We start from the raw sequence: 20,857 nt of genomic DNA on the forward strand, positions 1-20,857 counted from the left end.
TTACTGCTGGTGCTTGCGCCGTGCCGCAGCCCGGCCGCGGGTCTGCTGGTCGAGCACGACCTTGCGGATCCGGACGTTCGCGGGGGTCACCTCGACGCACTCGTCCTCGCGGCAGAACTCGAGGGCCTGCTCCAGCGACAGCTTGCGCGGCGGGATCAGCTTCTCCGTCTCGTCGGAGGTCGACTGACGCATGTTCGTCAGCTTCTTCTCCTTGGTGATGTTGACGTCCATGTCGTCCTGGCGGCTGTTCTCGCCGACGATCATGCCCTCGTACACCTCGGTGGTCGGCTCGACGAAGAGCTGGCCGCGCTCCTGGAGGTTGGTCATGGCGAACGCGGTCACCACGCCGGCCCGGTCGGCGACGAGCGAGCCGTTCTGGCGGGTGCGCAGCTCGCCGAACCACGGCTCGTAGTCCTCGAACAGGTGATGCATGATGCCGGTGCCGCGGGTCTCGGTGAGGAACTCCGTACGGAATCCGATGAGGGCGCGGGCGGGCACCAGCCATTCCATGCGCAGCCAGCCGGTGCCGTGGTTGATCAGCTCTTCCATCCGGCCCTTGCGGGTGGAGAGCAGCTGTGTGATCGCGCCCATGTACTCGTCGGGGGCGTCGATGGTGAGCCGCTCGACCGGCTCGTGCACCTTGCCGTCGATCTCCTTGGTGACCACCTGCGGCTTGCCGACGGTGAGCTCGTACGACTCGCGGCGCATCTGCTCGACCAGGATCGCGAGGGCCAGCTCCCCACGGCCCTGGACCTCCCACGCGTCGGGGCGCTCGGTGGGGAGCACCCGCAGCGAGACGTTGCCGACGAGCTCCTTGTCGAGGCGGTCCTTGACCATGCGGGCGGTGACCTTGGCGCCCTTGACCCGGCCGACCAGCGGCGAGGTGTTGGTGCCGATGACCATGGAGATGGCCGGCTCGTCGACCTGGATCAGCGGGAGCGGCTTCGGGTTCTCCGCGTCGGCGAGGGTCTCGCCGATCATGATGTCGGGGATGCCGGCGACGGCCATGATGTCGCCGGGGCCGGCGCTCTCGGCGGGCTTACGCTCCAGGCCCTCGGTGATCAGCAGCTCGGAGATGCGCACATTGGAGACGCTGCCGTCGGTCTTGCACCAGGCGACGGTCTGGCCCTTGCGGATCGTCCCCTCGTGGACGCGGCAGAGCGCCAGGCGGCCGAGGAACGGCGAGGCGTCCAGGTTGACCACGTGCGCCTGCAGCGGCGCGTCCTCGTGGAAGGTAGGCGCCGGGATGGTCTCGAGGATCGTGCTGAAAAGCACCTCGAGGTCGGTGCTGTCCTCCGGGACGGTGCCGTCCTTGGGCTGAGTCAGCGAGGCGATGCCGTCGCGGGCGCAGGCGTAGACGATCGGGAACTCGATCTGGTGCTCGTCGGCGTCGAGGTCGAGGAAGAGCTCGTACGTCTCGTCGACGACCTCCTTGATCCGCGCGTCGGGCCGGTCGACCTTGTTGATGATCAGAATGATCGGCAGCTTGGCCTGCAGCGCCTTGCGGAGCACGAACCGGGTCTGCGGCAGCGGGCCCTCGGAGGCGTCCACGAGCAGGGCGACGCCGTCGACCATGGTGAGGCCGCGTTCGACCTCACCGCCGAAGTCGGCGTGGCCGGGGGTGTCGATGATGTTGATGGTGACGGGCGAGCCGTCGGCGGGCTGGTAGCTGATCGCCGTGTTCTTGGCGAGAATGGTGATGCCCTTTTCCCGCTCCAGGTCCATGGAGTCCATGGCTCGGTCGGCCATCTCGCCCCGCGCGTGGGACTGGCTCCCCTGGCGCAGCATGGCGTCGACCAGGGTGGTTTTGCCATGGTCGACGTGGGCGATGATGGCGACGTTGCGTAGGTCGGTGCGGGTCTGCATACCCCCATTGTCCTTGGTCTCGGTTGCCGTCGGGCCTCCGGGGCTTACTCCCGCGGAAGCGGTGGCGGCTGTCGTCCCGTACGCCCGATTTGCCGGGCTGCACCGCCTTGTCCGGGCTGTTAGCGTTCCAGCGTTGCGCTGGACGAGGCGAGGAAACCATCGATGAAACGGCTGGCCGGTGTGCTGGTGGCCCTGATCGTGGCGGCCGGCTGCGGCCTGGGCGGCGGCGGATCCGCGCGGGAGCCGGTCACCGCGGCTCCGGTGGAGGTGGCGCCGTCGGACGAGGTGACCGAGGAGCCGGTTCCGGAGGAGACGACCACGCCGCCTCCCTCGCCGTCGAAGGCCGAGCCGAAGCCGAAGAAGGCGAAGCCGACGAAGACCGAGGATCCCAACAACTTCGAGATGCCGGCCTGCGCCACCAGGGAGGGCAAGGCGGTCTCGAAGGTCAAGGCGGAGTCCGCCCTCACGGCGGCGGCCGGCAAGACGTACTGGCCCGGCTCGGCGCCGGAGCTCAAGCTGCCGAAGCGGCTGGTGCTGGCCACGGCGTGGCACGAGAGCGGCTGGACCTCCAACTACGTCAACTGCGACGGCGGGCGCGGGCTGATGCAGGTGATGCCCGACACCGAGGCGTTCATCAACCAGCGGTTCGAGAAGGCGTACGACAGCCACGACTACCGGGAGAACGCGGTCCTCGGCGCCAACTACCTGGCGTGGCTGACCCGGGCGTTCGGTCACTCGTACTTCCACGACAACTATGACCTGAGCGCCGGGAAGTGCAGGACCCACAGCAGCATGTGCCTGCTGAACATGGTCATCTCCGCCTACAACGCTGGTCGCGGCGCGGTCGATGACATGTACGGGGACAGGAAGCTGCCCAATCCGGCGTACGTCGACAGCGTCCGGTCGTTGATGAAGTCGTGCTACTGCGACAGGTACTGAGCCCGTCGGCAGGGGCCCTCGAAGGCCGAGATACACTGGCGGGTGGAACCCGAGACGGTGCCCCCGCATGCGCGTTTTGACCCATGAACGAGCGCGGTAGTAAAGTCTCGGGGTTGTCGTGCGTTGATGATGCTGGCGAGCTCCTGACTTAGGCCCGTACCTGCCTTGGACCCGCACAGCACACACTAAGGAGCTTTTGCGCAATGCCGCCCAAGAAGAAGACCCATGAGGTGACCCTCGCGCTTGAGGCGGGTAACGCCGCGATGGTGGACCTCGGCAAGATGCTCGGCCCCACCGGCGCCAACATGCGTGCCGTCAAGGTCGAGTACGACGAGGCGACCGCGAAGAACCGTGGCGAGATCATCCCGGTCATCGTCTCGGTCTTCGAGGACCGGAGCCACCAGCTCACCTACAAGACGCCGCCGACGAGCTTCCTGATCCGCAAGGCTCTGGGCATCCAGTCGGGCGCGTCCAACCCGTTGACCCAGACGGTGGGCACGCTGAGTGGCGACCAGATCAAGTCGATCGCCGAGCGCAAGCTCCCCGACCTGAACGCCAACGACCTCGACGCGGCCATCAAGGTCGTCGCCGGTACGGCGCGGTCGATGGGCGTCAAGGTCCCCGAGTAAGTCGGTCACCCGGAACATCCCGCGGCGCGGTTCCCCTCATGGGGAGCCGCGCCGCGGCGTTTCTCACGCCTTGCCGGCGATCACGTCGTCGATGAGGCCGTATTCCTTCGCCTCCTCGGCGCTGAGGTTGCGGCCCTCGGACAGGTCGTCCTCGATGCGGCTGCGCGTCTGGCCCGTCGCCTCGGCCAGCCGCAGGACCAGCTCCTCCAGCTCCCGCAGGTGCTGCCCGGCCGCCGCGGCGACCGCGTCGGCCGTACCCATCACCCCGGCCGCGCGCGGCTCCGCCAGCTTGAAGCGGGCGTGCCGGTAGGCCGATCTCTTCTGCGCGGCGGCGAGGACGGCGAGCACCGCACCGCCCGCCTCCGAGGTGACCACCGCGTGCACCGGGGCCGCCATCGCGTCGATCACGTCGGTGACCGCATGAGCGGCGTTGAGGTCGCCGCCGTCGCAGGCCACGTGCAGCTGGATCGGCTCGGGGCCGGCCGCGTCGAGGGTCAGCAGGGCGGCGGCGATGCCGGAGGCGGCGTGGCCGTTCAACGGGCCGCGGACCATGACGATGCGCTGGTCGAAGAGGCGTTCTTCGAGCCAGCCCGGGATGGCCGGGCCCGGGCCGCCGAGCGAGTGCCACGGCTCGGGGGCGGGTGGGTTGGGCTGCCAGCGCAGGTGAGGGGGCAGATCCATCGGTGCCTCCGGAGCGCTCGAAGGGGTGCTCCGACCCTACGTCCGGGTTGCGCCCGTCCCGGCGCCTTTCCGCCCAGGGCTGACCCGCCTAGGGTGATTGTGACCCAGTGCACAACTCCAGGGAGTGGGCATGTCGGACACGCTGCACCTCGATCCCGCGACGACGGCGATCGTGCTCATCGAGTACCAGAACGAGTTCACCTCGGAGGGCGGCGTCCTGCACGGTGCGGTCGCGCCCGTGATGGAGAAGACCGGCATGCTCCCCAAGACGGTCGCGCTCGTCGAGGCCGCCCGCGCCGCCGGGGTGACGATCATGCACGCGCCGATCACCTTCGCCCCCGGGTACGGCGAGCTGTCGCGTCACCCGTACGGAATCCTCAAGGGCGTGGTGGACGGCAACGCCTTCGTCAAGGGGACCTGGGGCGCGGCGATCGTCGACGACCTGACCCCCGCGGAGAGCGACATCCTCATCGAGGGCAAGCGGGGCCTGGACACCTTCGCCAGCACGAACCTCGACTTCATCCTGCGCAGCCGCGGCATCGAGACGGTCATCCTCGCCGGCTTCCTGACGAACTGCTGCGTCGAGTCGACGATGCGCAGCGCGTACGAGAACGGCTACCGGGTGATCACCCTCACCGACTGCGTCGCGGCTACCTCGGCGGAGGAGCACGACAACGCGATCGCGTACGACTACCCGATGTTCTCGTTGCCCATGGAGTCGCCGAAGGTCAGCGCGGCGCTGCGGGCGTAGCGGAGCGCTACCAGCCGCGGGCCCGCCACTCGCCCAGGTGCGGGCGTTCCGCGCCGAGCGTCGAGTCGTTGCCGTGCCCGGGGTAGAACCACGTGTCGTCCGGCAGACGGTCGAAGAGTTTGTGCTCCACGTCGTCGATGAGCGACGTGAAGTTCTGCTCGCCGCGGGTGCCGCCGACCCCGCCCGGGAAGAGGCTGTCGCCGGTGAACAGGTGGGCGATGCCGCCGGGCTCGCGGTAGAGCAGCACGATCGAGCCAGGGGTGTGCCCGACGACGTGGATGACCTCGAGGATGCAGTCGCCGACCGCGATGGTGTCGCCGTCGCGCACGGTGTCGGTCACACCCGGGATTTCCCCGGCGTCGTCCGCGCCGGCGATCGAGCGGGCGCCGGTGGCCTTGACCACCTCGGCGAGCGCGCCGTGGTGGTCGTAGTGCCGGTGGGTCGTCACGACCGCGGCGAGGCCGGCATCGCCGATCAGTTTCAGCAACGTCTGGGCCTCGTTGGCGGCGTCGATGAGCACCTGCGTGCCGTCCGAGGCGCAGCGCAGCAGGTAGGCGTTGTTGTCCATCGGGCCGACCGAGACCTTCGTGACGGTCAGGCCGTTGAGCTCGCGGACCGCGGGCGCCGAGCCCGGGCTCACGTTTCCGGTGTACGTCATCGTCACTTCCACCTCGGGGGAGTGGGCAGGGTCCCGTCCGGGGACACGGTGAGGTCGGCGCCGTCGGCGCGGCCGGCGAGCCAGGCGGCGATGGAGCGGGTGGGGCCGCCGATCGCCACGGTGGCGTCGGTCACCGCGCCGATGGTCAGCGGGTGCTCGAGGCCCTGCGGGCGCAGCACCAGCGCGGAGGCGTCCTCCGCCTTCGCGCCGCCGACGATCTCGCGCAGCAGCCGCAGCGCGAAGGCGTCGGACCAGTCCTCGGGCGTGTAGTCGCGGCCGACGTCGACGTGGTGCACCTCGACCTCGCGCAGGCGGGCCCACGGCACGAACGCCGCCGACCGGCCCGTTGAGGGCAGGTGGAACGCCCACGCCTCGGCGGGCATCGCCGCGCCGGCGTCCGCGAACCGCTCGTGGGACTCGCGCAGGTCGGCGATCTGCTCGGCGAGCGGCCGGCGGTGGCCCGCCTCGATGCCCTCCTCGCGCGCCCTCGGCGTCGGATACTGGGGTGTCTCCACGCCGGTGCGGGCCCAGGTCAGCAGATTGGTGAACGAGTCGGCGTTGCGCGCCACGTGGGTCAGCACGTGACCGATCGTCCATCCCGGCAACAGCGACGGCGCGGACTCGGCGCCGGGTTCCAGGCCCTCAGCGGTACGGATGAGGCGTTCGGTCGCCTGGTCGACATCGGTCATCAGCACGAGCGGATCGATCGTCACCCACCCAACCTAGTCGGTGCCCCCGGCCGGAGCCGATCGGAAACTCGCTTTCCCGGCCGTCACGCCGACCGTACCGTCGATGCCAGACGCGTTCGCAGACCCGCGGAGGAGGTGGGCACCGTGCTTTTCGTTCGCGCGTCCCGGCTTCGTACGGGAGTCCGCGCCTGACCACCGTCGGCGCCGCTTCCCCACACCACAAAGGGTTTCTCATGTCCGACCTGCCCGCACTGGGCTGGAACGCGACGCTCGCGTCCGCCTATCGTCCCTTCGACCGCACCGATGCCCTCGCCGGCCGGGTGCTGCGTGCCGACCGTGGCATCTGCACCGTGCTGGCCGCCGACGGCGTCCACCGTGCCAGCCTCGCCGGCGGCCTGCTGCTGGGCGCCGCCGCGGACCCCGCCAACCTGCCGTGCGCCGGCGACTGGGTGGTGCTGCGGCGCTGGCCGGATCGCCGTACCACGGTCGAGATCGTGTTGCCGCGGCGCACCGCGCTGATCCGGCGTACCGCGGACAAGGACTCCACCGGCCAGGTCCTGGCCGCCAACATGGACACCGTCGCGGTGGTCGAGCCGATGCACCCGGCCCCCGACGACGCCCGCGTCGAACGGCTGCTCGCCCTCGCCTGGGAGTCCGGCGCCCGGCCGGTCGTCGTGCTCTCCAAGAGCGACACCGCACGGGATCCGCAGGCGGTCGCGCGCCAGCTCGGCGAGCTGGCCCCGGGGGTACGCGTGCTGCCGGTCAGCGTACGGCGCGGCTCGGGGCTCGACGAGCTGCGCGAACTCGTCACGCCCGGGCGGACGCTAGCCCTGCTGGGGCGGTCGGGGGCGGGCAAGTCCACCCTCGTCAACGCGCTGGCGGGCACCGATGTGATGCCCGTCCAGTCGATCCGGAGCGCGGACGGCAAGGGACGTCACACCACCGCGTACCGAAGTCTCGTCCTGATTCCCGGCGGCGGCGCCGTCCTGGACACGCCGGGCATCCGCGGGGTGGGTCTGCTGGACACGGCCGAGGGCCTGGACCGGGCCTTCGCCGACGTCGCGGACCTCGCCGCCGGCTGCCGCTTCGGTGATTGTCGTCACGACGGCGAGCCGGGGTGCGCGGTCGAGGCCGCGCTGGCCGACGGCAAGCTGCCGCCCCGCAGGCTCGAGAGCTGGCGCAAACTGCACCGGGAGGTTGCCGTCGAGAGCGGCAGGCGGGCCGAGCGGCTGGCCGGAGCGGCCGGTCCCGGGCGGCGCAGACCCCGCCGCTGACCCGGTGGTGACCCGGAGCTCTGGCAGAATGCACCGGTGCCCGCGCTAGAAGAGGTCGTCGCCGACCAGCCCGACCTCGCCTCCTCCGGGGCGCCGGTGGCCCGCGTGCGCCGCTTCGGCGCCTGGGCGCTGCTGAGCTACCTCGCCCTGGGTGTGCTCGTGCTCATCCAGCTGTGGCGTGACCCGTCGGGCCGGGTGCTCTCCGCCAACGACGACGACCACGGGTTCTTCCTGGCCATGCTGGCGCACGGCGAGCGCGTGGTGTTCCACGGCGACAACCCGTTCTTCACCGGCCGGATGAACGTGCCCGACGGCATGAACACCATGGCCAACACCTCCGTGCTGGCCCTGACCGTGCCGTTCGCGCCGGTGACGCACTTCCTCGGCGCCGGCGTCTCGATGGTGCTGCTGCTCACCCTCGGCCTGGCCGGCACGGCGGCGGCCTGGTGGTGGGTTTTCTCCCGGCATCTGGTATGCAGCCCGCTCGCGGCCTGGATCGGCGGCCTCTGGTGCGGGTTCGCGCCCGCGCTGGTGTCGCACGCCAACGGGCACATCAACTTCGTCTCGCAGTTCGCCGTGCCGTTCATCGTCTGGCAGGTGCTGCGGCTGCGCGAGCCCGGCCGGGTGCTGCGGGGCGGGGTGCTCCTCGGGCTGCTGATAGTCCTCCAGGTCTTCCTCAACGAGGAGGTCCTGCTCTTCACCGCCCTGACCCTGTTCGTCTTCGTGGTCGCGTACGCGTGCTTCGCCCGGCGAGCGAGCATCGAGGCCGCGCGGCGGTTCCTGCTCGGGCTGGGGGTGGCGGGCGGCACCGCTCTGGTGCTGCTCGGGTACCCGTTGTGGTGCCAGTTCGCCGGGCCGCAGAGCTACAGCGGCCAGCCGTTCGAGCCCGGCAAGTTCGTCACCGACCTGCTGTCGCTGGGCGCGTACGCCCGTCAGTCGCTGGCCGGCAACGGCGTCGTGGCGCGGGCGCTGAGCGTCAGCCCGACCGAGGAGAACACGTTCTGGGGCGTACCGATGCTGGTGATGCTGGTCGTCGCCGGCCGGATGCTCTGGCACCAGGTCGCCGCGCGCGCGGCGATGATCGCCGGCCTGGCGCTGCTGGTCATGTCGATGGGCCCGGAGCTGCGGGTCGCCGGGCACGACACCGGCGTGCCGCTGCCGTTCGCCCTGATCGCGCACGTGCCGATCATCGATCTGGTCAGCGTGACCCGGTTCGCGATGGTGCCGACCACCGTCATCGGGGTGCTGCTCGCGCTGGCAGCCGACCGGGCCGGGCTGCTGCCGTCGCGGCGGCGGACCGCCTTCTGGGTCGGGCTGGCACTGGCGCTGGCGCCGGTGCTGCCCAAGCCGCTGCCGGTGGTGGCCGCGCCGGTGACGCCGCCGTTCATCGCGCAGCGCATGTGGGAGCGGTACGTGCCCGAGGGCCGCACGCTGGTCACGGTGCCCCTGCCGGAGGTGACAACCGGGCGTACCGGAATGCGCTGGTTCGCCCTCTCCGGCCTGGACTACGAGATTCCGCGCGGATATTTCATGGTCCCCGCGAACCCGCCGCAGGACCGCACCGGCTCCTGGAACGCGGCCCCGCGGCCCACCGCCGACCTGCTGCGCCTCGCGGGGGCGTACGGTCGGATGCCGGTGGTCACGGACGCCGACCGGCGCGCCGCGGTCGCCGACCTCAGGTACTGGCGGGCCGCGGTGGTGGTGCTCGTTCCGGACACCCCGAACCGCGACCTCCTGCAGACCCTCGTCACCGATCTGCTCGGCGCCGCCCCGCAGCAGGTCGGAGGCGTCGAGGTGTGGGACGTACGGGGCATGGTTCACCCGGCGGGGTGACGGGAATTCCGGGTCTGTCGCCGGTGCTGTACCTCGGCGGCCCGGAAAATGTCGTACCCCGCGGCTAGGGTGGCGGCGCCCATTGATTTGACGTTACGGAGTGGCTGGCTGTGGCCGACCGACTGATCATTCGCGGCGCGCGGGAGCACAACCTGCGCGACGTCAACCTCGACCTGCCCCGCGACGCGATGATCGTGTTCACCGGGCTGAGCGGCTCGGGCAAGTCCAGCCTCGCCTTCGACACCATCTTCGCCGAGGGGCAGCGGCGCTACGTGGAGTCGCTGTCGTCGTACGCCCGGCAGTTCCTCGGCCAGATGGACAAGCCCGACGTCGACTTCATCGAGGGCCTGTCGCCGGCCGTCTCCATCGACCAGAAGTCGACCTCACGCAACCCGCGCTCGACCGTGGGCACGATCACCGAGGTGTACGACTACCTGCGCCTGCTCTTCGCGCGTACGGGCATCCCGCACTGCCCGGTCTGCGGCGAGCGGATCAGCAAGCAGAGCCCGCAGCAGATCGTCGACCGCGTCCTCACGATGCCCGAGGGCACCCGCTTCATGGTGCTCGCCCCGGTCGTGCGGGGCCGCAAGGGCGAATACGTCGACCTCTTCGCCGAGCTCCAGTCCAAGGGCTATGCGCGCGCCCGCGTCGACGGTGTGGTCCACCCGCTGGCCGAGCCGCCGAAGCTGAAGAAGCAGGAGAAGCACACCATCGAGGTGGTGGTCGACCGGCTGAGCGTCAAGGCGAGCAGCAAGCAGCGGCTGACCGACTCGGTGGAGTCCGCGCTCGTCCTGGCCGGCGGCGTCGTCCTGCTCGACTTCGTCGACCTGCCCGAGGACGACCCGGCCCGCGAGCGCCGCTTCTCCGAGCACCTGGCCTGCCCCAACGAGCACCCGCTCGCCATCGAGGACCTCGAGCCGCGGGTCTTCTCCTTCAACGCGCCGTACGGCGCCTGCCCGGAGTGCACCGGCCTGGGCACCAAGAAGGAGGTCGACCCCGAGCTGATCATCCCGGATGAGGAGCGCAGCATCCGCGAGGGTGCGATCCAGCCCTGGTCCGGCGGCTCGACCCTGGAGTACTTCCTGCGCCTGCTCGAGGCGCTGGCCAAGGCCGAGGGCTTCAGCGTCGAAACCCCGTGGCGGGCGCTGCCCAGCCGCGCGCAGAAGACCATCCTCTACGGCTCCGAGGACCAGGTCCACGTCCGCTACCGCAACAAGTACGGCCGAGAGCGCTCCTACTACACCGGCTTCGAGGGCGTGGTGCAGTGGATCGAGCGCCGGCACAACGACACCGAGAGCGAATGGTCGCGCGACAAGTACGAGGGCTACATGCGCGACATCCCGTGCCCGACCTGCGGCGGCACGCGGCTCAAGCCCGAGGTGCTGGCGGTCACGATCGCCGGCAAGAGCATCGCCGAGGTCTGCAACCTGTCGGTGGGCGACTGCGCCGAGCTGCTGGCCACCATCGAGCTCGACGACCGGCAGAAGATGATCGCCGAGCGGGTGCTCAAGGAGATCAACGCCCGGCTGCGCTTCCTGGTCGACGTCGGCCTCGACTACCTCTCGCTCGACCGCGGCGCCGGCACCCTCTCCGGCGGCGAGGCGCAGCGCATCCGGCTCGCCACCCAGATCGGTTCCGGCCTGGTCGGCGTGCTGTACGTGCTGGACGAGCCGTCGATCGGCCTGCACCAGCGGGACAACCACCGGCTCATCGAGACGCTGGTGCGCCTCAAGAACCTCGGCAACACGCTGATCGTGGTCGAGCACGACGAGGACACCATCCGTACGGCGGACTGGATCGTCGACATCGGCCCCGGCGCGGGCGAGCACGGCGGCAAGATCGTGCACAGCGGGTCGGTGAAGGGGCTGCTGGCCAACAAGCAGTCGCCGACGGGGGCATACCTGTCCGGCCGCAAGAAGATCCCCACGCCGGCCACCCGCCGTCCGCAGACGCCGGGGCGTGAGCTGGTGGTGCAGGGCGCGCGCGAGCACAACTTGCGCAACCTCACCGTCGGCTTCCCGTTGGGGCAGTTCATCGCGGTCACCGGGGTCAGCGGCTCGGGCAAGTCCACGCTGGTCAACGACATCCTCTACACCGTGCTCGCCAACCAGATCAACGGTGCCCGGATGGTGCCCGGCCGTCACACCCGCATCACCGGCCTCGAGCACGTCGACAAGGTCGTCGGCGTCGACCAGTCGCCGATCGGGCGTACCCCGCGCTCCAACCCGGCGACGTACACCGGCGTCTTCGACAACGTCCGCAAGCTCTTCGCCGAGACCACCGAGGCCAAGGTCCGCGGGTACGGCCCCGGCCGGTTCTCGTTCAACGTCAAGGGCGGCCGCTGCGAGAACTGCTCCGGCGACGGCACGATCAAGATCGAGATGAACTTCCTCCCCGACGTGTACGTGCCGTGCGAGGTCTGCAAGGGCGCGCGCTACAACCGGGAGACCCTCGAGGTCCACTACAAGGGCAAGACGATCTCCGAGGTGCTGGAGATGCCGATTGAGGAGGCCGCGGAGTTCTTCCAGGCCATCCCGGCGATCCACCGCCACCTCCGGACGCTGGTCGACGTCGGGCTGGGCTACGTACGGCTCGGGCAGCCGGCCCCGACGCTGTCCGGCGGCGAGGCACAGCGCGTCAAGCTCGCCTCCGAGCTGCAGAAACGCTCGACCGGGCGGACCGTCTACGTGCTCGACGAGCCGACCACCGGCCTGCACTTCGAGGACATCCGCAAGCTGCTGCTGGTGCTCAACGGCCTGGTCGACAAGGGCAACACCGTGATCACCATCGAGCACAACCTGGACGTCATCAAGACGGCCGACTGGCTCATCGACATGGGCCCGGAGGGCGGCAACAAGGGCGGCCTGATGCTGGCCACCGGCACGCCGGAGGAGATCGCCGAGGTGCCCGGCAGCCACACCGGCCACTTCCTGCGGCCGATGCTGGGGCTGACCGGCGAGCCGGCCGGGGCGGCGGCCGCCGTCGAGCGCGCCGCCAAGGCCAACGGCGCCGCGAAGCCGGCCGCCAAGCCGCGGGCCACCCGGTCCCGTGCCAAGGCCGCCGTCTGAAATCAGCGAGGACACAGGTAACTCTCAGCCACGGCACCTCTGCTGCGAAAACAGCAGGGGTGCCGCGCTGTCCCCTGGATATTTCCGGCTTTCCGGACCCATAATTTCCCGGCGCCCATGAACCACTCCGGTGGGGCACGCGTATATGGAAGCGACGCCGCGTGACGCAAGCGCGCGGGACCAGGGGTTCTTGGAAGGGTTTGGCGAACAGATGACTGACGTGCAGACGAGTCCGGACGCCGGGACCACGGGCACCGACGAGAAGGCCGCCGCCATGGGCACGGTCACCTCGCGGCGCGTCGTGCTCGTGGGGGCCGGCGCGCTCGGCGCCGGGTGCCTCCTCGCCGCGTGCGGTACGAACACCAGCGGCACCGGCAGCACCGCCGGCGCCAACGGCGGCGACTTCACCAACAACCCCGCCCCCGCGGGCAGCAAGGGCGCCGACGCGGGCGGCACCGGCTCCGACGCCGGCTCGGACTCCGGCTCCGGGGGAGGCAAGACCCTCGTGGCGGTCGCCGACGTCCCCGAGGGCGGCGGCATCATCAAGGGTGACTACGTTTTCACCCAGCCCGAGAAGGGCACCTACAAGGCGTTCAGCAAGGTGTGCACGCACCAGGGCTGCCCGGTGAACAAGGTCGACGGCGGCAACATCCTCTGCCCGTGCCACGGCAGCTCGTTCTCCATCACCGACGGCACGCCCACGGGCGGCCCGGCGACCAAGGCGCTGCCGGAGAAGAAGGTCAAGGTGGACGGCGACAACATCGTCGCCGCGTGAGGTCTTGGGGCCGGCCCGTGGTGGCCGCCGCGGCTTGGTGACGCGGTCGGTCACGCCCCTGCCGACACGGCCCGGCCCCGATCACGCGCTCTGCCGCCCTCCCGTCCTGCCGCTCTCAGCAGGCGCTTCCCTTCCGGTGGGTGGTTTCCGGGACGCTCTTCGGCGGGGCCCTGACCGCCGGATCCGGATGTCCCGGCCGGAGACCCGACGCCGTGGCGGCGGCAACGGGCCTCCGGTCGGGTAATTCTGTCAGGGGTCGGGATTAGTGTTGAGCCGTGCCTGACCCGTCCAGCTACCGGCCGGCGCCCGGGACCATTCCGGACGCTCCTGGTGTCTACCGCTTCCGTGACCCGACCGGCCGCGTCATCTACGTCGGCAAGGCGAAGAGCCTGCGCAACCGGCTGAACTCGTACTTCGCCGACACGTGGAGCCTGCACGCGCGCACCCAGCAGATGGTCACCACGGCGGCCTCCGTCGACTGGGTCACCGTCAGCAGCGAGGTCGAGGCGCTGCAGCTCGAGTTCTCGTGGATCAAGGAGTTCGACCCGCGGTTCAACGTCAAGTACCGCGACGACAAGTCGTACCCGTTCCTCGCCGTGACCCTCAACGAGGAGTTCCCCCGGCTGCAGGTCATGCGGGGTGCCAAGCGCAAGGGGGTGCGCTACTTCGGGCCGTACAGTCATGCCTGGGCGATCCGGGAGACCCTCGACCTGCTGCTCCGGGTGTTCCCGGCGCGCACGTGCTCGGCCGGCGTCTTCAAACGGGCCGGTCAGATCGGCCGCCCCTGCCTGCTCGGCTACATCGGCAAGTGCTCGGCGCCCTGCGTCGGCTCCGTCACCGCCGACGAGCACCGCACCATCGTCGACGACTTCTGCGACTTCATGGCCGGACGCACCGACACGTTCGTCAAGCGGCTCGAGCGCGACATGCTCGACGCCTCCGAGGAGCTCGAGTTCGAGAAGGCCGCCCGCCTGCGCGACGACATCGCCGCGCTGCGCAAGGCGATGGAGAAGCAGACCGTCGTGCTCGGCGACGGCACCGACGCCGACGTCGTCGCCTTCGCCGAGGACCCGCTCGAGGCCGCCGTCCAGGTCTTCCACGTCCGCGACGGCCGCGTCCGCGGCCAGCGCGGCTGGGTCGTCGAGAAGGTCGAGGACCTGACGACCGGAGACCTCGTGCACCACTTCTGCAGCCAGGTGTACGGCGATGAGCACGGCGAGGGCGACGTCCCCCGCGAGCTGCTCGTGCCGGCCCTGCCGCCGGACGCCGCCGCGCTCGAGAACTGGCTCTCCGAGCACCGGGGCAGCCGCGTGAGTTTGCGCGTACCGCAGCGCGGCGACAAACGCTCCCTCCTCGAGACCGTGGCGCGCAACGCAGGCGAATCCCTGGCCCGCCACAAACTGCGCCGCGCCGGCGACCTGACCACCCGCAGCAAGGCCCTCGACGAGATCGCCGAGGCGCTGGGAATGGACACGGCCCCGCTGCGCATCGAATGCTTCGACGTCTCCCAGATCCAGGGCACCGACGTGGTGGCCAGCATGGTCGTCTTCGAGGACGGCCTGGCCCGCAAGAGCGAATACCGCCGCTTCGCGGTCCGCGGCAACCCGGACGGCAGCGGCACGGACGACCTGGCCGCGATGAGCGAGGTGATGCGGCGGCGGTTCGCGCGATATCGCGCCCAGGCGACGGAGGCTGCCGCCGCGGCCGACGCTGCTACGTCGGCCTCGGGACTCGCGTCTGCCGGGCTCGCCGGCCTCTCGCCGGTCCCGTCCGGGGCGTCCGCGCCTTCGGCCGTGGCGTCCTCGTCATCTTCTGCGGCGTCTTCGCCCGCGTCCGCGCCTGCTTCCTCGGCACCCCTCTCTTACGCGCCTTCTTCTTCCGCGCCTGCTTTCTCCGGGCCTACTTCCTCCGCGTCTGCGCTTTCTCTTTCGGCGGTGGGTAGTGCTGGTGCGGATCTGTCCGACCTGGACGGCAGCTTCCCCTCCGGCCCTTCCACGGGCGACCCGTACTCGGGCGACCCGTACTCGGGCGACGTTTCCGCGGGTGACCTTTCCCCTGGCGACCTTCCCTCCGGCCCTTCCGCGGGTGACCTTTCCGCTGGTGACGTTTCCAAGGGCCTGCCCGCCGACGATGTCGATCCGGCGACGAACGACCTGCCCGGCGTCGACCCGCTGACCGGCCGGCCGCGCCGGTTCGCGTACCCGCCGCAGCTGGTCGTGGTCGACGGCGGCCAGCCGCAGGTCAACGCGGTCGCGGCGGTCCTGTCCGACCTGGGCATCACCGACGTGGCGCTGTGCGGGCTGGCGAAGCGGCTCGAGGAGGTCTGGCTGCCCGGCGAGGACTTCCCGGTCATCCTGCCCCGCACGTCCGAGGCCCTGTACCTGCTCCAACGTGTCCGGGACGAGGCCCACCGGTTCGCCATCACGTTCCACCGTCAGCGGCGCTCGAAGCGGATGACGGCGTCCGCCTTGGACAACATTCCCGGCCTGGGGGAGACGCGACGCAAGGCGTTGCTGCGGCACTTCGGGTCGTTGAAGCGGCTGGGGCAGGCGAGCCCGGAGGAGATCACCGAGGTCCCGGGCATCGGCCGCCGTACGGCTGAGGCGGTCCTGGCGGCGATCGGCGACTCCACCACGAAGGACGCCGCGGACCGCGCCGGCGCCGACTCCGCTGCCGGCGGGGAGGGCGCGATCCCGGCGCCGGCCGGCGGCGCGGGCAGAACCAAGGCGGGCGCGAACCGATCCCGGGTGGCGCGGCCGGTGCCTCGCCCGACGGACGGAGGTGACGACGAAGCGGACGCCTGACGTTGTCCCCGCTTCCCGAGTCCCGCTTCCCGCTTTCCCGGTTTCTCGCTTCCGGGTCCAGCTTGCCCGGGGACACGTTCCGTGCCCCGCTTCCCGGGTCCTAGTTCTGGGGCCTGCTTCCCGGGTCCTAGTTCTGGGGCCTGCTTTCCGGGGTCCGCTTTCCGGGGTCCGCTTTCCGGGGCCTGCTTCCCGGGCTCTCGTCATGCGGACGGCGACGAAGCGGGTGCCTGACCGGGTGGCTGCGCTTCCCGTGCGCAGTGCTGAGGTGACGCGCTGTGAGCTGCGGAAAGGGGTGGAATACGGCCGGCCCGGTGCGCTGTTGAGTCGGCACAGGGCGAATTCGGGCTGCTCGTGAGCTGCCCCGGCAGCCGGATCGAGTAGTGGACACGGTGTCCGGCGGACTCCGGCGGCCCTGTCGGCCTAGGATGCAGTGTCCGCCCGGACGGGTGGGCGGCTGTGCGGTGCAGGAGGAGTGCGTGACCGAGTCGATGCCGGAGTTCGCTCCGGAGCCGTCTCCCGACGAGGCCGGTACCGACCTCGTGGTGGTGACCGGGGTGTCCGGCGGCGGCCGCAGTACGGTCGCCCGCGCCCTGGAGAACGTCGGCTTCTACGTCGTCGACAATCTGCCGCAGGCGTTGATGCTGGACATGGCCCAGCTCGCGTTCGAGGCCGGCGGTGCTGCCCGGCGTACGGCGATGGTGCTGGACGTGCGCAGCCGGGCCTTCTCGACGGACCTGGCCGGTGCCGTCCGCGCGCTCAAGGAACGTGGCTTCTCACCGCGTGTGGTGTTCGTCGACGCCGATGACGAGGTGCTGATCCGGCGCTTCGAATCAGTACGCCGCTCGCACCCGTTGCAGGGTGACGGCCGCCTCGCCGATGGGATCGCCGCCGAGCGCAAGCTGCTCGAGGAGGCGCGCGAGCATGCGGACGTGATCATCGACACCAGCCACCTCAACGTCAACCAGCTCCGGCGCCGCGTCGAGGAGCTGTTCGGCGGGGAGGACGCGCGCAAGCTGCGGATCACCGTGCTCTCCTTCGGGTTCAAGTACGGCCTGCCGCCCGACGCCGACTACGTGATGGACGCCCGCTTCCTGCCGAACCCGTTCTGGGTGCCGGAGCTGCGGGACCACACCGGCCTCGAGGAGGGCGTCAGCATGTACGTCCTGGGCCAGGAGGGCGCGAGCGACTTCGTCGGCACGTACGCGAATCTGATCGCGGCGACCGCGCCGGGCTTCGAGCGGGAGGGCAAGCGCTACCTGACCGTGGCCGTCGGGTGCACCGGCGGCAAGCACCGCAGCGTGGCGATCGCCGAGGAGTTGACGACCCGGCTGCGCGACATCCGCCTCTCCGCCCACTCGTCGCACCGCGACCTGGGCCGGGAGTGACCGCGGACGCAGCCGGACCGTCCAGGGACGCGAGCCGGCCCATCAAGGTCGTGGCCTTCGGCGGCGGTCACGGGCTGGCCGCCTCGCTCAGGGCCCTCCGGCGCTGCACGCCCGGGCTGGATCTCGACATCACCGCGGTCGTCACCGTCGGCGACAACGGTGGGTCGAGCGGCCGCCTGCGCGCCGAGCGGGACGCCCAGCTGCCGCCCGGCGACCTGCGGATGGCCCTGGCGGCGCTGGCCGACGACGAACCCGGGCACCAGCTCATGGTCCGGCTGATGCAGCACCGGTTCGCCCCGGTCGGCAACCCGGACCGCCGCGCCACGATCGCCGCCACGAGCGAACCGGGCCACACCGCGGAATCGGCAAGCGTCGCGGGCCCGGCTGGCGAACCAGCTCCCGCGGCGGAATCGGAAAGCGAGCCGGGACCGACCGCCCCGGACCCCGCCGGCGCGAACGCCGACCGCCGGATCGCCGCCCTCGGCGGCAAGCACGACCCCCTCGCCGGCCACGCCGTCGGCAACCTGCTCCTGCTCGGCCTCATGGAGCTCATGAGCGACCCGGTCGAGGCCTTGGAACACGCCGGCCGGATGGTCGGTGCCCGCGGGCGGGTGCTGCCGATGGCTTGCCGTGCCGTCGGGATCGAGGCTGATGTCCGGGGCGCGGATCCCGGTCGGTCCGGCGAGGTGATCACGGTACGAGGACAGCACGCCGTAGCCGTCACGAGCGGGCACGTCGAGGCTGTGCGGATCGTGCCGTCCTCGCCACCCGCCTGCCCGGCCGCGCTGGAGGCGATCGGGGCGGCCGACTGGCTGATCTTCGGGCCCGGGAGCTGGTACACCAGCGTGCTGCCGCACCTGATGGTGCCCGAGCTGGCCGCGGCGATCGTGGCCAGTTCGGCGCGGCGGCTCGTCACGCTGAATCTGGCCGCCGACAACGAGACGCTCGGGCTCTCTGTCGCCGATCACCTGGCCGCGCTGCACTGGTACCTGCCCGAGCTGCAGATCGACATCGTGCTCGCCGACGCCGAGTGGGTCGGCGAGCCGGATCCGGTGCACCGGGCCGCCCAGGCTCTCGGTGCGCGCCTGGTACTTGCCCCTTTGGCCGTTGCGGACGGCAGTCCCAAGCATGATCCTGAGTCGTTGGGCACTGCGTTGGTGCCGGTCCTCGGCTCCGATCGTTAAGCAACTGGCGATGGGGCCAGCACGACACAGACCGCGGAACAAGAGCGCGAAACAGCATGAGGTGACTTCGAGATGGCGATGACGGCAGCGGTCAAGGACGAGCTGAGCCGGGTCGACGTACCCAAGCCGTGCTGCCGCCGTGCGGAGATGGCCGCCCTGCTGCGCTTCGCCGGCGGGCTGCACATCGTCTCCGGGCGGGTGGTCGTCGAGGCCGAGCTCGACACCGGCGCGGTTGCGCGGCGGCTGCGGCGGGAGATCGCCGACGTGTACGGGTACCCGAGCGAGGTTCACGTGCTCGCCTCCGGTGGCCTGCGCAAGGGCAGCCACTACATCGTCCGGATCGTCAAGGACGGCGAGGCGCTGGCCCGGCAGACCGGCCTGCTCGACGTCCGCGGCCGTCCGGTCCGCGGCCTGCCCCCCCATGTCGTGTCCGCGAACGTCTGCTGCGCGGTGGCCGCCTGGCGCGGCGCGTTCATGGCGCACGGCTCGCTGACCGAGCCGGGCCGTTCGAGCGCGCTGGAGATCACCTGTCCCGGTCCGGAGGCGGCCCTGGCCCTGCGCGGCGCCGCCCGGCGCATAGGGATCACCGCCAAGGAACGCGAGGTGCGCGGCGTCGACCGCGTCGTGATCAAGGACGGGGACGCGATCGCCGCGCTGCTCACCCGGGTCGGGGCGCACGCGAGCGTGCTCGCCTGGGAAGAGCGACGGGTACGCCGTGAGGTCCGCGCCACGGCCAACCGCCTCGCCAACTTCGACGACGCCAACCTGCGCCGTTCGGCCCGCGCCGCCGTGGCAGCAGCGGCGCGCGTGACCCGGGCGCTGGAGATCCTCGCCGACGAGGCCCCGAACCACCTGACCTCGGCGGGCCGGCTGCGGCTCGAACACCGCCAGGCCAGCCTCGAGGAGCTGGGCGCCCTCGCCGACCCGCCGCTGACCAAGGACGCCATCGCCGGACGCATAAGGCGACTGCTCGCCCTGGCCGACAAGCGAGCCCGTGACCTCGGCATCCCGGACACCGAGGCGGCGGTCACCCCGGAGATGATGGCCTGCTGATCAGGCCCGGGACGGGCGGTTGAGCAGCGCCCTGCCGAGCAGCAGGGTGCCCACCCCGGCGATCACCACGCTGAGCAGCCCGACCCGCAGGCTGCTGTGGTCGGCCACCAGACCCACGACCGGCGGCGAGGCGAGGAAGCCGACCCGCAGCACCCAGCTCACGATCGTCAGCCCCGCGCCCGGCGGCAGGCCCGGCAGTTCGTCCGCCGTGTGCATGGCCGCCGGGACCAGTGTCGCCGTGCCCAGTCCTGCCAGCGCGAACCCGGCCAGGGCGCTGCCCACCGACGGGAACGCCAGCGCGAAGCCCATCCCCGCCGCGGCGAGCGCGCCGCCGGTGCGGGTCACGGTGCGCTGGCCGAAGCGGTCCACCGCGCGGTCGCCGAGCAGCCGGCCCGTGGTCATCGCGACCTGGAGGGCCACGAAGGCCAGGCCGGCGGTCGCGGCCGTGGAGCCGATGTCCTCGGTCAGGAACAGCGCGCCCCACGAGGCGCCGGCATCCTCCACCAGGGAGCCGAAGATGGCGAGGACACCCAGCGCAGCCAGCATCCAGACGGCCGTGCCGCGGACGGCACGGTGTCCGGCCTCGGCGGTGGGCCGGTCGGCGTGGTCTTGACCCGGCAGCATGAATCGGTACGCGACCAGCGCGACCCCGCTGAACACCGCGCCGGAGATCCCCAGGTGCACCGCCAGCGGGATGCCGAGTCCGGCCGCCGCCGAGCCCATGAGGCCGCCCAGGACCGCGCCGATGCTCCAGACGCCGTGGAACGAGTTGACGATCGAGCGCCCGTAGAGGCGTTGGACGCGCAGGCCGTGGGCGTTCTGGGCGACGTCCACGATGGCGTCCGCCGCGCCCGCCAGGAACAGGGCCGCTGCCAGCGCCCACCAGGCCGGGGCGACCGCGACCAGCAGGAAGCCGAGGGCGACGACGGAGATGCCGTACGCGCCCGCCCGGGACGAGCGGATCAGCCGGATCACGGCCGAGGCGAAGAGGCCGCCGGTGAGCGCGCCGAGCGGGCCCGCCGCCAGGGCCGTGCCGAGCAGGGCGTTGCTCAGGTCCAGGCTGTCCTTGAGCTCGGGGTAGCGCGGTACGACGTTGGCGAACAGCGCGCCGTTGGTGAGGAACAGGGCGGCGACGGCGACCCGGGCGCGGCGGGTCCGCAGGTCGGGCCCGGCGGGCGCGTCGGGCGTGGCGGTGACGGACATGGGGCATCCCGGTGGGAGAGAAGGGTCGGGCGACGCGGCGCGGCCCGGGGCGCACCCCGGGCCGG

Annotated in this window: 15 protein-coding genes and 1 pseudogene; 11 read left to right on the forward strand and 5 right to left on the reverse strand. The window is 71.2% G+C overall.

The features are described from left to right. Complete coding sequence (gene typA / locus AB0368_RS23715; RefSeq protein ID WP_366156116.1) at positions 1-1,866, reverse strand: translational GTPase TypA; 1,866 nt, start codon at positions 1,864-1,866, stop codon at positions 1-3. Positions 1,867-2,028: 162 nt separating this feature from the next. Here typA and AB0368_RS23720 point away from each other — a divergent pair, with 162 nt between their 5' ends. Both AB0368_RS23720 and AB0368_RS23725 read left to right on the forward strand, forming a co-directional pair. Beyond that, on the forward strand, positions 2,029-2,805 hold the full coding sequence (locus AB0368_RS23720) for a lytic transglycosylase domain-containing protein (protein WP_366156117.1): 777 nt from the start codon (positions 2,029-2,031) through the stop codon (positions 2,803-2,805). Positions 2,806-3,008: 203 nt separating this feature from the next. Continuing rightward, a complete protein-coding gene (locus AB0368_RS23725) occupies positions 3,009-3,434 on the forward strand; it encodes a 50S ribosomal protein L11 (protein ID WP_366156118.1) in 426 nt (141 codons plus the stop codon). A 63-nt stretch (positions 3,435-3,497) separates the two neighbouring features. On the opposite strand, the gene AB0368_RS23730 is transcribed toward AB0368_RS23725, so the two are convergent. Then, positions 3,498-4,115, reverse strand: a complete 618-nt coding sequence (locus AB0368_RS23730; protein WP_366156119.1) for an ATP-dependent Clp protease proteolytic subunit — start codon at positions 4,113-4,115, stop codon at positions 3,498-3,500. Between the two features lie 130 nt (positions 4,116-4,245). Between AB0368_RS23730 and AB0368_RS23735 the strand changes: the two genes are divergently transcribed. After that, the gene (locus AB0368_RS23735) at positions 4,246-4,866 is read left to right on the forward strand and encodes a cysteine hydrolase (RefSeq protein ID WP_366156120.1); all 621 of its coding nucleotides are present in this window, start codon (positions 4,246-4,248) and stop codon (positions 4,864-4,866) included. A 7-nt stretch (positions 4,867-4,873) separates the two neighbouring features. On the opposite strand, the gene AB0368_RS23740 is transcribed toward AB0368_RS23735, so the two are convergent. Continuing rightward, complete coding sequence (locus AB0368_RS23740; protein WP_366156121.1) at positions 4,874-5,524, reverse strand: MBL fold metallo-hydrolase; 651 nt, start codon at positions 5,522-5,524, stop codon at positions 4,874-4,876. A gap of 2 nt (positions 5,525-5,526) precedes the next feature. Further along, positions 5,527-6,237, reverse strand: a complete 711-nt coding sequence (locus tag AB0368_RS23745; protein ID WP_366156122.1) for a maleylpyruvate isomerase family mycothiol-dependent enzyme — start codon at positions 6,235-6,237, stop codon at positions 5,527-5,529. Positions 6,238-6,446: 209 nt separating this feature from the next. Here AB0368_RS23745 and rsgA point away from each other — a divergent pair, with 209 nt between their 5' ends. From rsgA to whiA, 8 genes and pseudogenes are all read left to right on the forward strand, one after another. After that, positions 6,447-7,487, forward strand: coding sequence for a ribosome small subunit-dependent GTPase A (rsgA, locus tag AB0368_RS23750; RefSeq protein WP_366156123.1), 1,041 nt, complete (start codon positions 6,447-6,449; stop codon positions 7,485-7,487). A 36-nt stretch (positions 7,488-7,523) separates the two neighbouring features. After that, positions 7,524-9,320 (forward strand): hypothetical protein, encoded by a 1,797-nt coding sequence (locus tag AB0368_RS23755; RefSeq protein WP_366156124.1) that lies wholly within the window; start codon positions 7,524-7,526, stop codon positions 9,318-9,320. A 110-nt stretch (positions 9,321-9,430) separates the two neighbouring features. Continuing rightward, positions 9,431-12,388 carry an excinuclease ABC subunit UvrA gene (gene uvrA, locus AB0368_RS23760; RefSeq protein WP_366156125.1) on the forward strand — a complete coding sequence of 986 codons (2,958 nt, stop codon included), beginning with the start codon at positions 9,431-9,433 and terminating at the stop codon, positions 12,386-12,388. Positions 12,389-12,599: 211 nt separating this feature from the next. After that, positions 12,600-13,163: a Rieske (2Fe-2S) protein gene (locus tag AB0368_RS23765; RefSeq protein WP_366156126.1), complete on the forward strand. Its 564-nt coding sequence runs from the start codon at positions 12,600-12,602 to the stop codon at positions 13,161-13,163. 275 nt (positions 13,164-13,438) lie between these two features. Further along, a pseudogene (gene uvrC, locus AB0368_RS23770) lies at positions 13,439-15,784 on the forward strand (excinuclease ABC subunit UvrC); the annotation flags it as partial. A 671-nt stretch (positions 15,785-16,455) separates the two neighbouring features. Continuing rightward, positions 16,456-17,352 (forward strand): RNase adapter RapZ, encoded by an 897-nt coding sequence (gene rapZ / locus AB0368_RS23775; protein WP_366156159.1) that lies wholly within the window; start codon positions 16,456-16,458, stop codon positions 17,350-17,352. Next, positions 17,349-18,536 carry a 2-phospho-L-lactate transferase CofD family protein gene (locus AB0368_RS23780; RefSeq protein ID WP_366156127.1) on the forward strand — a complete coding sequence of 396 codons (1,188 nt, stop codon included), beginning with the start codon at positions 17,349-17,351 and terminating at the stop codon, positions 18,534-18,536. Before rapZ ends, AB0368_RS23780 begins: the two co-directional genes overlap by 4 nt. A gap of 72 nt (positions 18,537-18,608) precedes the next feature. Next, positions 18,609-19,589, forward strand: coding sequence for a DNA-binding protein WhiA (gene whiA, locus AB0368_RS23785; protein ID WP_071805306.1), 981 nt, complete (start codon positions 18,609-18,611; stop codon positions 19,587-19,589). On the opposite strand, the gene AB0368_RS23790 is transcribed toward whiA, so the two are convergent. Continuing rightward, the gene (locus tag AB0368_RS23790) at positions 19,590-20,792 is read right to left on the reverse strand and encodes an MFS transporter (protein WP_366156128.1); all 1,203 of its coding nucleotides are present in this window, start codon (positions 20,790-20,792) and stop codon (positions 19,590-19,592) included. Between the last annotated feature and the right edge of the window lie 65 nt (positions 20,793-20,857).

The sequence above is a fragment of the Actinoplanes sp. NPDC051475 genome (assembly GCF_040689425.1).
GTDB lineage: Bacteria > Actinomycetota > Actinomycetes > Mycobacteriales > Micromonosporaceae > Actinoplanes.